Annotated in this window: 11 protein-coding genes; 8 read left to right on the plus strand and 3 right to left on the minus strand. The window is 70.1% G+C overall.

Annotated elements, in window-relative coordinates:
- The first annotated feature begins 1 nt into the window (after position 1).
- Positions 2-1,522, plus strand: coding sequence for a YifB family Mg chelatase-like AAA ATPase (locus tag ACIQF0_RS21440; RefSeq protein WP_401031732.1), 1,521 nt, complete (start codon positions 2-4; stop codon positions 1,520-1,522).
- Between the two features lie 545 nt (positions 1,523-2,067).
- Positions 2,068-3,906, plus strand: a complete 1,839-nt coding sequence (gene dprA, locus ACIQF0_RS21445) for a DNA-processing protein DprA (RefSeq protein ID WP_401031735.1) — start codon at positions 2,068-2,070, stop codon at positions 3,904-3,906.
- A gap of 24 nt (positions 3,907-3,930) precedes the next feature.
- On the opposite strand, the gene ACIQF0_RS21450 is transcribed toward dprA, so the two are convergent.
- Both ACIQF0_RS21450 and ACIQF0_RS21455 read right to left on the minus strand, forming a co-directional pair.
- Positions 3,931-5,415, minus strand: coding sequence for a M48 family metalloprotease (locus ACIQF0_RS21450; protein WP_401031737.1), 1,485 nt, complete (start codon positions 5,413-5,415; stop codon positions 3,931-3,933).
- Positions 5,416-5,459: 44 nt separating this feature from the next.
- Positions 5,460-5,990 carry a hypothetical protein gene (locus ACIQF0_RS21455; RefSeq protein ID WP_401031740.1) on the minus strand — a complete coding sequence of 177 codons (531 nt, stop codon included), beginning with the start codon at positions 5,988-5,990 and terminating at the stop codon, positions 5,460-5,462.
- Positions 5,991-6,147: 157 nt separating this feature from the next.
- Here ACIQF0_RS21455 and ACIQF0_RS21460 point away from each other — a divergent pair, with 157 nt between their 5' ends.
- Positions 6,148-7,125 (plus strand): tyrosine recombinase XerC, encoded by a 978-nt coding sequence (locus tag ACIQF0_RS21460; protein ID WP_360047342.1) that lies wholly within the window; start codon positions 6,148-6,150, stop codon positions 7,123-7,125.
- Positions 7,100-8,095: a FliA/WhiG family RNA polymerase sigma factor gene (locus tag ACIQF0_RS21465; protein ID WP_396426188.1), complete on the plus strand. Its 996-nt coding sequence runs from the start codon at positions 7,100-7,102 to the stop codon at positions 8,093-8,095. Before ACIQF0_RS21460 ends, ACIQF0_RS21465 begins: the two co-directional genes overlap by 26 nt.
- Positions 8,096-9,747: 1,652 nt before the next feature.
- Here ACIQF0_RS21465 and ACIQF0_RS21470 read toward each other — a convergent pair.
- Positions 9,748-10,221, minus strand: coding sequence for a M23 family metallopeptidase (locus ACIQF0_RS21470; RefSeq protein WP_401031745.1), 474 nt, complete (start codon positions 10,219-10,221; stop codon positions 9,748-9,750).
- A gap of 373 nt (positions 10,222-10,594) precedes the next feature.
- Here ACIQF0_RS21470 and rpsB point away from each other — a divergent pair, with 373 nt between their 5' ends.
- The 4 genes from rpsB (at position 10,595) to frr (ending at position 13,780) form a co-directional block, all read left to right on the plus strand.
- Complete coding sequence (rpsB, locus tag ACIQF0_RS21475) at positions 10,595-11,437, plus strand: 30S ribosomal protein S2 (RefSeq protein WP_360047340.1); 843 nt, start codon at positions 10,595-10,597, stop codon at positions 11,435-11,437.
- 71 nt (positions 11,438-11,508) lie between these two features.
- Positions 11,509-12,324 carry a translation elongation factor Ts gene (gene tsf, locus ACIQF0_RS21480; protein WP_093593403.1) on the plus strand — a complete coding sequence of 272 codons (816 nt, stop codon included), beginning with the start codon at positions 11,509-11,511 and terminating at the stop codon, positions 12,322-12,324.
- A gap of 126 nt (positions 12,325-12,450) precedes the next feature.
- Positions 12,451-13,161, plus strand: a complete 711-nt coding sequence (gene pyrH / locus ACIQF0_RS21485) for a UMP kinase (protein WP_396426237.1) — start codon at positions 12,451-12,453, stop codon at positions 13,159-13,161.
- 61 nt (positions 13,162-13,222) lie between these two features.
- Entirely contained in the window at positions 13,223-13,780 is a 558-nt protein-coding gene (frr, locus tag ACIQF0_RS21490) for a ribosome recycling factor (protein WP_090066386.1), read from the plus strand.
- Positions 13,781-13,810: the final 30 nt, after the last annotated feature.

The following is a 13,810-nucleotide window of genomic DNA, read 5'->3' on the forward strand; positions in this document are numbered from 1 at the left end:
GATGGGCTTGGCGCAGGCGTGGTCCGTCGCCCTCTACGGCGTCGACGGCCTGGCGGTCGAGATCGAGGCCGACGTGGGCGTGGGCCAGCCCCGCACCCACCTCCTCGGGCTTCCCGACGCGTCCTTGCACGAGTCGAAGGAGCGCGTGAAGGCCGCCGTTCGCAACAGCGAGGAGGAGTGGCCGAAGCAGCGCATCGTCCTGGGCCTGTCCCCGGCGAACCTGCCCAAGGGCGGCAGCAGCTACGACGTCGCCATCGCCTGCGCCACCCTCGCCGCCGCCGGCTCGGTCCCGTGCGATCGCCTGGCCACCACCGTCCTGCTGGGCGAGCTGGCCCTGGACGGCCGAGTCCGCGCGGTCCGAGGCGTTCTGCCCGCCCTGCTGGCCGCCCGCCGAGCAGGCCTCAAGGCGGCCGTCGTCCCGGTCGACGCCCTGCCGGAGGCCGCCCTGGTGGACGGGATCGAACTCCACGGAGCCCAGACCCTCCGCGAGGTCCTGGCCTGGCTGCGCGGCGAGGACGTGACGCTGCAACCGCCACCCGCCTGCGTCGACCCGCCACTGCCGGACGTTCCGGACCTGGCCGACGTGGTGGGCCAGCCAGAAGCCCGCTGGGCCCTCGAGGTGGCCGCCGCAGGCGCCCACCACCTCCTCCTGACGGGCCCGCCGGGCACCGGCAAGACGATGCTGGCCGAACGCCTCCCCGGCCTCCTCCCACCGCTGTCGCGCCAGGACTCCCTGGCGGTGACCGCCGTCCACTCGGTCGCGGGCGTCCTGTCCTCCGACTATCCGCTGGTGGCCAGCCCGCCGTTCGTCAACGTCCACCACACGACGTCGATAGCGGCCCTGATAGGCGGCGGCAGCGGAATGGCCAAGCCAGGCGCGGCCTCCCGAGCCCACAAGGGCGTTCTGTTCCTGGACGAGGCCTGCGAGTTCGGCCAGAAGACCATCGACACCCTCCGCACGGCCCTGGAAGAGGGTGAAGTCCGCATCCCGCGCCGAGACGGCATAGCCCGCTACCCGGCCGGGTTCCAGCTGATCCTCGCCACCAACCCCTGCCCGTGCGCCCCGCCGAAGGAAGTCGACTGCATCTGCACGGCCACAGTCCGCCGCCGCTACCAGTCCCGCCTCTCCGGCCCACTGCTCGACCGCGTGGACCTCAGGGTCCGGATGAGGGCCACCACAGCCATGTCCAACGCCGACGCCGCCCCGCCAGAACCGACGTCGGTGGTCCGCGAACGAGTGCTCAAAGCCAGATCCCGAGCCGCCACCCGCTGGTCGGCCCACGGCCACACCTGGCAGGCCAACGCCTTGGTCCCAGGCCCGGCCCTGCGCCGGGAGTTCGCGCTCCCCAGGCCGACCACAGCCCTGCTCGACCGAGCCCTGGCCGTAGGCGCCCTGACGGGCAGAGGCGCAGACCGCTGCCTACGGGTCGCCTGGACCCTCGCCGACCTGGCCGAAGCCGACCGCCCAACCCAGGACCACGTGGCCGCGGCCCTTCAGTTCCGAGAACGCCGAGCCCCCTGACCCACAGCATCCCCAGGCCGTCAGCCGTGGAGCTTCGTGCTCGCCCCAATCCGCCGGACGCGGAGCTTCAACGCCCCGACTCCGCGTCCGGCCCCAGCAGAGCGGGCGCTCGTCCCCTGAGAGCGCCCGCTCACCCTCCACCTCGCTCGCCCGCAGCGGCCCCCAATGCAGCTGGGCGCGGAGTCCCACTCCCACTCCGCGCCCAGCACCTCTCCACCGAGACGTTCGGACGTCTGTCCCAACCCAGGCGTCCGAACCACCGGACGTGAGCCTCGAGCCTCGGCTCACGTCCGGTCCCGAGCGGGCCGCCCGCCCTTTCCCCAGCGGGCGACCCGCTCACCTACCACCTCGCGACGCTCGGCACCCTCGACAAGGAGCCCGACCATGACCTCATTCCCGATCCCAGCCGGAACCCCCTTCACGGCCGCCGTACCGGCCTTCCCGCAGTCGCAGTGCACAGTCCGGAAGCGCACATCCGGTGCCAGCCCGCCAAGTCCGTGGCACCCCGCCCCCTGGCACCGCTGGCTGCCCTGGTGGTGGTTCCGGTGACCAGAACCCCAACCACCCCGCACACCACGTCGCCGACAGATGCGCCCGCCGCCCCGGCCACCGTCCCGACGGCCAACCTGGCCACCGAACCCACCGCCGTGCCACCCAGCGCGCCCCCGACCCAAACCCCGCCAAGCGGCTCCGCAACCACCTCACTCACCGCGCCGCCGCCCACCGCACGCACCGCCGAGCGCGTCGTGCCACCCAGCGCGCCGCTAGTCGGTGCCCCACCCTCCGCATCTCCCATCACCACCCGGCCCGCCACGTCGCTGGCTGCTCTTCCCGCCCATCAGGCCGCCACACCGGCCACCATCGGAGCCGTAGACCCGGCCACCGTCCCGGCGGCCAACCTGGCCACCGAATCGGCCGTCGTGCGCGTCGTGCGACCCGGCGCGCCGCTGGCCAGCACCCCGGCCACCGCATCTCCCATCACCACCTGGCCCGCCGCATCGCTGGCTGCGCCGGCCGCCCATCAGGCCGCCACACCGGCCACTACCGGAGCCGTCGACTCGGTCACCGTCCCGGCGGCCAACCTGGCGACCGAATCGGCCGTCGTGCGCGTCGTGCGACCCGGCGCGCCGCTGGTCGGTGCCCCGGCCACTGCATCTCCCATCACCACCCGGCCCGTCACATCGCTGGCAGCCCCGACTGCCCATCAGGCCGCCACGCCAACCGCCGGCCAGGCCACCGTCCCAGCGACCAACCCGGTCCCCGACGCCGTTCGCCTGGCGAGGGCCTACCTGTCCCGCGTCGCGGAGCCCTTCCCGGCGGCGCTTGCGGCGCTGGTCGCCGAAGTCGGGCCGATCGAGGCCGCGGAACGTGTGCGCGCCGGCGAAATTTCGCCGTCCGTGGCCAGCCAGACGTCTGCGCGGCGGACGGAGGAGCGGGCTCACGCGGACCTTGCCGCCATCGCGAAGGCCGGTGGGCGGCTGGTCGTTCCCGAAGACGAGGAGTGGCCGCGTTGGCCGTTGCTCGAGCTGGAGAACGTGGACGCTCGGCGGTGCGGAGGTGAGCCGCTCGCGTTGTGGGTGCGTGGGCCGCATTTCCTCGCTGACGCGGTCGACAGGGCCGTGGCCGTGGTCGGGTCGCGGGCCTCCAGTGGGTACGGCGAGCAGGTTGCTGGCGAGTTCGCCCACGGGCTGGCGTTGGCCGGCATGACCGTTGTTTCCGGTGCCGCGTATGGGATTGACGGTGCTGCCCATCGCGGTGCGTTTGCTGCTGGCGGGCTGACGATCGCGGTGCTGGCGTGCGGGGCGGACGTCGCCTACCCCGCTGGGCACCAGGGACTGCTCGCCAAGGTCGCGCGCGAAGGCCTGATCGTCAGCGAGTACCCGCCCGGCGTGATGCCCGCGCGGCATCGGTTTCTCACTCGCAACAGGCTCATTGCGGCGTTGGGTGGCGGCACCGTCGTCGTGGAGGCCGGGCGGCGTAGCGGGGCCAAGAACACGGCCGCGATCACGCTCGCGCTGGGGCGGCCGCTGATGGTGGTGCCTGGGCCTGTGACGTCGGCGAGTTCTGTTGGTTGCCACGAGTTGTTGCGGGACGGGCGGGCGGTGCCGGTGAGTTCGGTCGCCGAGATCGTGGAGTCGGTGGGGCGGTTCGGCGACGACCTGGCCACCGAACCCGCCGAGAAGGAGAGCGACCTCGGCGCGCCGCACGGGGAGGCGATGCGGGTGTACGAGGCCCTCGGGAAGCGGAACGGGGTCAGCGACGAGGTCGTGTCGGTCGAGTCCGGAGTGCCGTTGGAGCGGGTGCGGGCGCTGTTGCCCGAGCTGGAACTCGCCGGGCTGGCGCTTCAGCTCGACGAGGGCTGGCAGAAGCTGGAGATGAGGTGATTTTGTCCACTGTGGACGGTCGAGTCAGTGGGTGCGGAGGTAGCGCGGGACGACGAGCGCGACCGCCACGACCACGGCCGTGAGGATCGACCAGAACGTGATGCCGAAGTCCCTCGCGACCGTCACCGCGACGTCGGACTGCTGCGTCGAGGACTGGCAGATCGGCAGGTTCCTGGCCTCCTCGGTCGGACAACCGAGGTAGACGCCACGCAGCCTGGCTGACCAGGTCCACAAGACCGCGAACAGCCAGCCGCCGGCCACGCAGGCGCAAGGCACGGCATAGGTGAGGAAGGAGGGCATTCGAGAAGCGCTCGGGTCGGTGCGACGCCACGACGTGCCGAGGGCGTCGAGCCACCAGCAGAGGCCGAAGGTTCCCAGAGCGAGAGCGAGGAGGACGGATGGTGCGATCGGGACGCCGATCGGAGCCTGGTCGAAGATCCGGGTGTAGAGCGGCAGGTGGCTGCCGATCACCAGGCCGGCGAGCAGCGCGGCGGCGGTGAACAGAGGACGCAAGCGGTTGCGGTCTTCCTGCCAGGCGCCGCGCCACAGGCAGAAGGCCGCGAACAGCGTCAGCGGGATGCCGATCGCCACGCCGGTGATGATCGGGGTGCTCCTGTCCTCGGCGTCGCCGCTGAGGAGCATGTCCTGCAGCGTCACGAAGGCCGTGCCCGCCGCGGCGGCACCCAGCGACACCTGGCCCATCGGTGAGGCCAGCAGGCGCAGCGGGTTCGTCAGGGCCTGGGAGCGTTCGTCGGCGCCTGGGTGATGGCGCAGCCAGGAGCGGACCACCGAGCGGGTCTGGTCGGTCTCGTGCGCCTTCACGGCGGCCAGGAGGCCTTCCACGCCGAACTCGGCCGCGTGCAGGTCGGCGGCGTGTTCGCGGGCGCGCAGGAAGGCGCGGGCGATCAGTTCGGTGACGAGGGTCAGTGCGGCCAGGCGCAGTGTGCTCACGAGGAAGGAGGTGACGTCGCCGCGGTCGAGCAGGACATCCAGCCACAGCACCAGCAGGGCGAAGAAGCCGGTGGAGAGGTTCGAGAACCGCAGGACGGTGGCCAGCTGGTACCACCAGAGGTCGCCCGCGTGCACGTGGGCGAGTTCGTGGCGGACCACGGCGTCGAACACGGCTTTGCGTTCGCCGGGCATCGAGTGCAGGGCCAGGAGTTCCGGTCCCAGCACGACGATCGGCTTGCGCGGCGCGCCGGTGACGTAGGCGCGGCTGCCCAGGCGTTTGCCGAGGCGGACGTCCACGTGGCGCGGCGGGTTCACCTGCCGCACGAGCTCCGCCACTGCCTTGCCGGCCTCGCGGAGGCCGGTGTCGGCGATCGGTGTGGAGCGGCGGATGCGGACCGCGGTGTAGAAGCCGTAGGCCGCCAGGCCCGGCGTCAGGAGCATCTGCAGTTTCTGCAGGTAGGCACCTGCGCCGCCCTGTTCGAGGCCGGACAGCCAGTTCGCGACGAAGAAGACGTTGAGCAGCACCGTCACGGCGAGGAGGAGAAGCAGCAGGACCATCTCGGATGGTAATGCCCTGGGGTTGACCTGCGGCTTCGCTTCCGTCATCCGGAGGTGTCACCGGCCTCGCGTCTGGTGTCGCTGTCCTGGTCGTTGTCGCGAAGCACGAGTGCGGCGATGACGGCGTCCGCGAGCGCTTCGGCCTTCTGCTGCTCCATGCCGAGCGAGAGAGCGCGCTCAAGCGCTGTCTGGCGCACCTCGGCGAGTTGGGCCGTGGTCAGCGGCGTGGCCGGCAGTTCGAGGGGCGTGGCGGGCTTGCCGCGGAGCTTTCGCCACGCTTTGCGCACCGCGTTGGTGGTGCCATCGCTGACGGCCTTGCCGACGTTGTCGGAGACGGCGGTGATCACGCTCCCGGACACGAGGGCGATCACCGGGGTCGCCATCGCCACGATGTCGCCCAGACCGAAGCCCAGCGGGTCGTCGTGAGCCTGGCGCAGGCGGCGTTCGGCCTGTTTGGGGCTCTCCAGGTAGGGAGCGGCGACGATGTCGAACGAGGACAGCTCCTCGGGAGCGATCTTGCGTACGACTCGGCGAGCGAGTTCATCGGCTGTTCGGACGGTGGTGCTGGCTGCCATCACTACTCCGAAAGGTGATCTGTGCGTGCCGCCAAACCCCTGCTCGTCACAGGGAGTTGAAACGTTATCGTGTTCCCGATCATGAGAGCGCTCTCAAATGGGGCGGGGGTGTGGCGATACTTGACCAAACGCCCCGACTGGCGCAGCGTCTTGGCCTATGTCCCCGCCGCCGCATGGTCGGACACGTCGTGTCGATCTCGTTCGCCTGCGCGAAAAACTGCCGGTGAACGTGGAAGACGTGGTGCGGCAGTACGAACGGCACCTGATGTTGGAGCGTGATCTGTCGCCGCACACGGTGCGCGCTTACATCGGCGACGTCGTGGCATTGCTTGGACACGTGGCGGGGAATATTCCGGAAAATGCAGATGTCGAGCGCATCGACCTGACCAATTTGCGGTCATGGCTTGCCGCGCAACGCACAGCGGGTGCGAGTCGTACGACACTTGCGCGCCGCGCTGCTGCCGCGCGCACGTTCACCGCGTGGGCGCACCGAGCTGGGCATTTGGCCTCGGATCCGGGGCCTCGGCTCGCTGCTCCGCGACCGCATCGGACGTTGCCGTCGGTGTTGCGCGAGGACCAGGCCAAGGACGCGATGAGGGCCGTATCCTCTGGCGCGTCCCAAGGCGATCCGGTTGCGCTGCGTGATCAGGCCGTGGTGGAGTTGCTGTACGCCACAGGTATCCGCGTGGCCGAACTCTGTGGTCTTGATCTCGACGACGTGGACTACTCCCTAAGGGTGATTCGAGTTCTGGGCAAAGGTGGACGCGAGCGCAGCACGCCGTTCGGCGTGCCGGCCGAGCGAGCGCTGCGGCGGTGGGTGGACGAGGGCAGAAACGCCCTGGTAGCACCGGATTCGCCACCGGCGGTGTTCCTGGGCGCCCGTGGCGGCCGGCTGAACCAGCGAGCCGTTCGCACTCTTGTGCACGAGGTCGTCGCCGTCGTACCGGACGCGCCGGACATCGGGCCGCACGGGTTGCGCCACTCCGCCGCGACCCATTTGCTGGAAGGAGGAGCGGACCTGCGCACCGTCCAAGAACTGCTTGGTCACGCTACGCTCGCAACGACTCAGCTTTACACACACGTCACTGTCGAACGGCTGAAGGCGATCCATGACCGAACCCACCCCCGTTCCTGACGCCGCAGGGGGAGGATCGCGTACGGCGACCGTGCCCCCTGAACCCGTCCTGCCCGCACCAGTGTCGAAGCAGGCGAGCAACGGGCACCGTCAGAACGGCGCGCCACGCACCGAGGCAACCCCCGAGCCCGGTGCCAACACGCATGTCAACGGCACGCCCGCGGCCGTTCCGACTGCGGTGACGCGCGCGGACGTGCGGTCCGGTGACGACGTCGAGGCCGGCATCGTCGCGCTGTGGCGCAGCTACGGCGAGTCCCGCGAGCAGAGCCAGCGCGACCGCCTGGTGCTGCACTACGCGCCGCTGGTCAAGTACGTCGCCGGCCGCGTCGGTACGGGCCTGCCCGCGCACGTGGACGTGGCCGACCTGATCCAGTCCGGCATCTTCGGCCTGGTCGACGCGATCGAGAAGTTCGAACCGGAACGCGGCCTCAAGTTCGAGACCTACGCCATGCAGCGCATTCGCGGCGCGATCCTCGACGACCTGCGCTCCCAGGACTGGGTTCCGCGCTCGGTCCGCAGCCGCGCCCGGGACGTGGAACGAGCTCTCGAACGCCTCGGCGCCAAGCTGCAGCGCACGCCCACCGACCGCGAGCTCGCCGCAGAGCTCAAGATCGGCCTGGCCGAACTGCGCGAGCTCTACGGCCAGCTCCAGCTCACCAGCGTCGTCGCCCTGGACGAGCTGATCGCCCCGAACAAGGGCGGCTCCTCCCTGGCCGAATCGCTCCCCGACGACGCCGCGGAAGACCCGGTGGCGAGCCTCGTCGACCAGGACAGCCGCCGTCAGCTGGCCGACGCGATCGCCCAGCTGGCAGAACGCGACCGCGTGGTCGTGACCCTCTACTACTTCGAGAACCTGACCCTCGCCGAGATCGGCAAGGTCCTCGGCGTGACCGAGTCCAGGGTCTGCCAGCTGCACACCCGCGCCGTCCTGCGCCTGCGCACCAAGCTCAACGAGCAGTCCGAGGCCTGACCGCACCTCGCCTCATCCAGCAGCCTGGCGAGCGCCGGGCTGCCGGACACCCGTACCGAGAAGTCGTACGGGGCCTCCTCAAGGCGGCTTGAACCCCTTTCCGTCCGTTGCCAGGGCTAATTCACTCGAACGGGTGGCCCTTGGCCCTGCTCCAAGCACGCCCTGTGCCCACTCGGGCATCGAGACGAACGCCGGACCCCGCAGTCGGGCACCGAACGCCCAGGCGCGCTGAGCGCCGAACGGGAGCGGCGCTCGTCGTGCTCCGGGCGAACCGCTGTGCCAAAACGCGAGCAGCTCGCGAACGGCAGGACCGCGGTCGCCTGGTAGGTGTCCAGGCGCAGCGGGAACCGGGCAGCAGGCGAACGCCTGAACCGGGAGTCGGGCAGCGAACGACCAGGTGCACCGAGTGGATGCCGCACGGGAACAGACGGTCGTGGGGCTGGCGAGCAGATCGAAGATAGTCGGACCGTGGTCGCGCGGTGGGCATCCAGGCGCCTGGGGACCGCGCTGCGGGCGAACGCCTGAACCGGGAGCTGGGCAGTGCACGGCCGCGGGTGCCGTGGGGCCGGGAGCGGTCGTGTGACTGGGGAGCCGCTGCGGCGACAGGCGGGAAACCCGAAGCCAGCCGGACCGCGGTCGCGCGTCCAGGTGCTGCGGGAACCGGGCAGCGGGCGAGCGCCTGGACCGGGACAGAGCACGACCGCGTGCGCCGAGCGCTGCACGAATGCCGAACGGAACTGGCGGCGGTCGTGGGGCTGGCGAGCCGCGGTGTCGACAAGCGGGCTGCTTGCGGACGGTCGGACCGCGGTCGCGCCGCGGGCGGTCAGGCGTCGCGGGAACCGGCAACGGGTGAACAGGTGGGCCGGGGAGGCAGGCGGGGGTGACCGGGAGTCGGGCAGCGAACGACCGGTGCGCCGAGCGGATGTGGAACGGGAACAGCGGCGGTCGTAGGGCTGGCTAGCTGCGGTGGCGACAGGTGAGCGGCTTGACGACAGCGGACTGCGGTCGCGTGTCCAGGCGCCGCTGGAACTCGAGCACGGGCGAACGCCTGAACCGGGGCAGTGCACGACGGCGGGCGCCGAGCGCTGCACGAATGCTGAACGGGAACAGCGGCGGTCCTGCGGCCGGCGAGCAGCTCGACGTCAGTCGGACTGCGGTCGCGTGTCTAGGCGCCGCGGGAATCGAGCGACGGGCGAACGCCTGAGCTGGGAGTCCGGTAGTGCACGACTGCGGGCGCCGTGGGCTGCCGAACGGGAGCAGTCGTGGGGCTGGGGGGCTGCGGTGGCGTGTCCAGGCGTCGCGGGAGCCGAGCTACGGGCGAACGCCTGAGTCGGGAGCTGGGCAGTGCACGACCGCGGGCGCCGTGGGGCTGGCGAACGGGAGCGGTCGTGGGGCTGGCGAGTCGTGGTGGCGACGGGCGAGCCGCTCGCGGACGGTCGGACCGCGGGCGGGCGGCGGGCGGCGCGGGAACTGCGCTGCGGGGGAACAGGTGGCCGGGAGACGGGTGGGGTGAGCGCACGGCCGTCTCCCGGCCACCTGGCGGGCGCTGGCGGCGGCGCGTCGGGGTGCGCCGCTGCTCTGCCGCCGTGGGAACGGCGGCAGGCGCCCGATCGGAGCGTCGCGCGGGGGACAGTGCCGCGCGACGGAGGTGGCTAGCCGCCTCGGGACGGCGTGGTCAGGGGGAGCAGGCGGACGCGGCCCGTGCTGAGCAGGCGGAGCGGGTCCAGGTACGCGTTGGCTCGGCGGGCGCCCCAGTGCAGGCAGGGGGACGGGCAGTGGCCCGGCTGCAGGTGGCCGATCACCTCGCCCCGGCGCACCGGGCGGCCCGGCGTGACGGTGGGGGCGATCGGTTCGTAGGTGGTGCGCAGGCCGTTGCGGTGTTCTAGGGACACCAGGGTTCTGGCTGCCACCGCGCCCGCGAACACCACGGTGGCGTCGTCCGCGGCCAGGACCGCTGTGCCTGCGGGCGCGGAAAGGTCCACGCCTCGGTGACCGGGGCCGAACGGCGAGGCCGGCGCCTCGAACGCGCGCACCACCGAGTGGGGCGGTGGCAGCGGCCAGGCGAACCGGACCGGGGCGGGGGCCAGGAGCGTCGAGACGAGCAGTGCGGTGGGGAGGAGGGGCATGGGGTCAACGGTGGTGGGAGGGCGTGGCGGGGACCAGCGGGTATTGGGGATCTGTGGATTACTCGCCGGTTGTGGACAACTACCCCCTGCGAGATGGGGGCGATTCGAGGTTTGTCGGGGGTGGGGAGTAGACTTTTGGGCGCGTCCCGTCTGTGCGCGGGACGACTTCGCGTGCCAACGCAGATCCGACCGGCTGATCCCAGCTGGGTCGAGTCACGACGTTCGACGGTCCCGACGGAGCAGAGATGTTCCGTGGGTACGAACGGCGGCTTCGGCACCAGGGCTGAAGGCCGAACCCGGCCGGAAGCGAAAACCGAACTGACGCGCAAAGGCGAGACCTCGCGCGTCCCGACAGATGAGGTGCGAACCGGCCATGGCCGTCGTAACCATGAAGCAGCTGCTTGACAGCGGCGTGCACTTCGGGCACCAGACCCGGCGCTGGAACCCGAAGATGAAGCGCTACATCCTCACTGAGCGCAACGGCATCTACATCATCGACCTGCAGCAGACGCTGACCTACATCGACCGGGCTTACGAGTTCGTGAAGGAAACGGTCGCGCACGGCGGGTCGATCCTGTTCATCGGCACGAAGAAGCAGGCGCAGGAGGCCATCGCCAACGAGGCGCTCCGCGTCGGCATGCCCTACGTGAACCAGCGCTGGCTGGGCGGCATGCTCACCAACTTCTCGACGGTCCACAAGAGGCTTCAGCGCCTCAAGGAGCTCGAGTCGATGGAGCAGACCGGCGGTTTCCAGGGTTTCACCAAGAAGGAAATCCTGATGATGAACCGCGAGAAGGACAAGCTGGAGCGCACGCTCGGCGGTATCCGCGACATGTCCAAGGTGCCCAGCGCCGTGTGGATCGTGGACACCAAGAAGGAGCACATCGCGGTCGGTGAGGCTCGCAAGCTGAACATCCCGATCGTCGCGATCCTCGACACCAACTGCGACCCGGACGAGGTCGAGTTCCCGATTCCGGGCAACGACGACGCGATCCGTTCCGCCGCACTGCTGACCAAGGTCGTGGCCGAGGCCGCCGCCGCCGGTCTCATGCAGCGCTCCGGTGCTCGCCGCGACGCCGCGGAGGGCCAGGACAAGCCCGAGGTCGCCGCCGACGAGCCGCTGGCGGAGTGGGAGCAGGAGCTCCTCACCACCAACGCCGCCGTCGCGACTGAGGCCCCGGCTCCGGCCGCGGCCGAGCAGCCCGTCCAGTCCTGATTTCCCCCACGAGGTGCCCGCGACAAGCGGGCACCTCGTGACCTAAGCGCGTACATCGCAGAAGGAAAACGATGGCGAACTACACCACCGCGGACGTCAAGAAGCTCCGCGAGCTGACCGCCGCCGGCATGATGGACTGCAAGAAGGCGCTGGACGAGGCTGACGGCGACTTCGACAAGGCCGTCGAGATCCTGCGCATCAAGGGCGCCAAGGACGTCGGCAAGCGCGCCGAGCGCACCACGTCCAACGGCCTCGTCGCCGTCAAGGACGGCGCGATGGTCGAGCTCCGCTGCGAGACCGACTTCGTCGCCAAGAACGCCGACTTCATCGCCCTGGCCGACGACATCGTCGCGCTCGCCAAGGCGAACAAGGTCGCCGACGTCGAGGCCCTCAAGGCCGTCGAGGTCGACGGAAAGACCGTGGACGCGCTGGTCCAGGAGTTCTCCGCCAAGATCGGCGAGAAGCTCGAGCTGGCCAAGGCCGTCGACTACGACGGCACCGTCTCGGTCTACCTGCACAAGCGTGCTGCCGACCTGCCGCCCGCCGTCGGCGTGCTCGTCGAGTACACCGGTGACAACGCCGAGGTCGCCAAGGGTGCCGCGATGCAGATCGCCGCGATGCGCCCGAAGTACGTCACGCGTGACGAGGTCCCCGAGGAGCTCGTCGCCAACGAGCGTCGCATCGCCGAGGAGACCGCTCGCGAGGAGGGCAAGCCCGAGGGCGCGCTCCCCAAGATCGTCGAGGGTCGCGTGAACGGCTTCTTCAAGGACGTCGTGCTCACCGAGCAGGCTTCCGTGACGGACAGCAAGAAGACGGTCAAGGCTCTTCTGGACGAGGCCGGCGTGACGGTTACCCGTTTCGCTCGGTTCGAGGTCGGCCAGAGCTGATTCGCATGAGGGCGGGGTTGCAGGCACCAGCGACCCCGCCCTTGGCGTGTCCACAGAAGTTTCCAGGCCAAAAGCGCGAGGAGAGGACCTGTGAGCGAAGAAGGCAGCCACGGCTACAACCGGGTGATGCTCAAGCTCGGTGGCGAGATGTTCGGCGGCGGTGGCGTCGGTGTTGATCCCGATGTCGTCCAGACAGTGGCCAAGCAGATCGCGGCCGTCCACAAGTCCGGCGTGCAGGTCGCCGTCGTGATCGGTGGTGGCAACTTCTTCCGCGGGTCCGAGCTCCAGCAGCGCGGGATGGACCGTTCGCGCGCCGACTACATGGGCATGCTCGGCACGGTCATGAACTGCCTGGCGCTGCAGGACTTCCTCGAGCGCGAGCACGGCATCGACACCCGCGTGCAGACCTCCATCCAGATGACGCAGGTCGCCGAGTCGTACATCCCCCGCCGCGCGATGCGTCACCTCGAGAAGGAACGCGTCGTGATCTTCGGTGGCGGCGCCGGTCTGCCGTACTTCTCCACGGACACCACGGCCGCTCAGCGCGCGCTGGAGATCGGCTGCGAGATCGTCCTGATGGCCAAGGCCGTCGACGGCGTCTACACGGCCGACCCCAAGATCGACCCGGACGCGTTGATGTTCGACAACATCACCCACCGCGAGGTCCTGGAGCGCGGCCTCAACGTCGCCGACGCGACGGCGTTCAGCCTCTGCATGGACAACAACATGCCGATCCTCGTCTTCAACCTCCTCACCGAGGGGAACATCGCGCGCGCGGTGCGTGGTGAGAAGATCGGCACTCTGGTCAGCACCCCCGGTGGCCGCCCGGCCTTCTAGACCTGGTGGGATCTCTCCAGGACCGGGAATTGGGCACGAACACGCAGAGCAAGGAGCAGTCGTGATCGACGAGACCCTCCTCGACGCCGAGGAGAAGATGGAAAAGGCGGTTTCGGTGGCGAAGGAGAACCTCTCCTCCGTCCGAACCGGTCGTGCGACTCCCTCGATGTTCAACCGAATCCACATTGACTACTACGGCTCGATGACGCCGCTGAACCAGATGGCGAGCATCACCGTTCCCGAGGCTCGCATGGCGGTCGTCAAGCCGTACGACGCGGGCCAGCTCAACGCCATCGAGAAGGCGATCCGGGACTCCGACCTGGGCGTCAACCCGAGCAACGACGGCGCGATCATCCGCATCGTCATCCCGCAGCTCTCCGAGGAGCGCCGCCGGGACATGGTGAAGGTCGCGAAGTCGAAGGGCGAGGACGCGAAGGTCTCCCTGCGCGGCGTCCGTCGCAAGGCGAAGGAAGAGATCGACAAGCTCGTCAAGGACGGCGAGGTCGGCGAGGACGACGGAGCCCGTGGCGAGAAGGAGCTCGAGGCTCTGACCCACCGCTACGTCGCGCAGGTCGAAGAGCTCGTGAAGCACAAGGAAGCCGAACTTCTCGAAGTCTGATGTTCCACTGATGGTTCGCCCGGCCGAGTC

Source organism: Lentzea sp. NPDC092896 (assembly GCF_044754905.1).
In the GTDB taxonomy this organism is placed as follows: Bacteria; Actinomycetota; Actinomycetes; order Mycobacteriales; family Pseudonocardiaceae; genus Lentzea.

Coding starts and splice junctions, on each gene's coding strand:
- ACIQF0_RS21440 (WP_401031732.1), top strand. CDS start 2: ATGGGCTTGGCGCAGGCGTGGTCCGTCGCCCTCTACGGCGTCGACGGC.
- ACIQF0_RS21450 (WP_401031737.1), bottom strand. CDS start 5,415: ATGGTCCTGCTGCTTCTCCTCCTCGCCGTGACGGTGCTGCTCAACGTC.
- ACIQF0_RS21455 (WP_401031740.1), bottom strand. CDS start 5,990: ATGGCAGCCAGCACCACCGTCCGAACAGCCGATGAACTCGCTCGCCGA.
- ACIQF0_RS21460 (WP_360047342.1), top strand. CDS start 6,148: ATGTCCCCGCCGCCGCATGGTCGGACACGTCGTGTCGATCTCGTTCGC.
- ACIQF0_RS21465 (WP_396426188.1), top strand. CDS start 7,100: ATGACCGAACCCACCCCCGTTCCTGACGCCGCAGGGGGAGGATCGCGT.
- ACIQF0_RS21470 (WP_401031745.1), bottom strand. CDS start 10,221: ATGCCCCTCCTCCCCACCGCACTGCTCGTCTCGACGCTCCTGGCCCCC.
- rpsB (WP_360047340.1), top strand. CDS start 10,595: ATGGCCGTCGTAACCATGAAGCAGCTGCTTGACAGCGGCGTGCACTTC.
- tsf (WP_093593403.1), top strand. CDS start 11,509: ATGGCGAACTACACCACCGCGGACGTCAAGAAGCTCCGCGAGCTGACC.
- pyrH (WP_396426237.1), top strand. CDS start 12,451: ATGCTCAAGCTCGGTGGCGAGATGTTCGGCGGCGGTGGCGTCGGTGTT.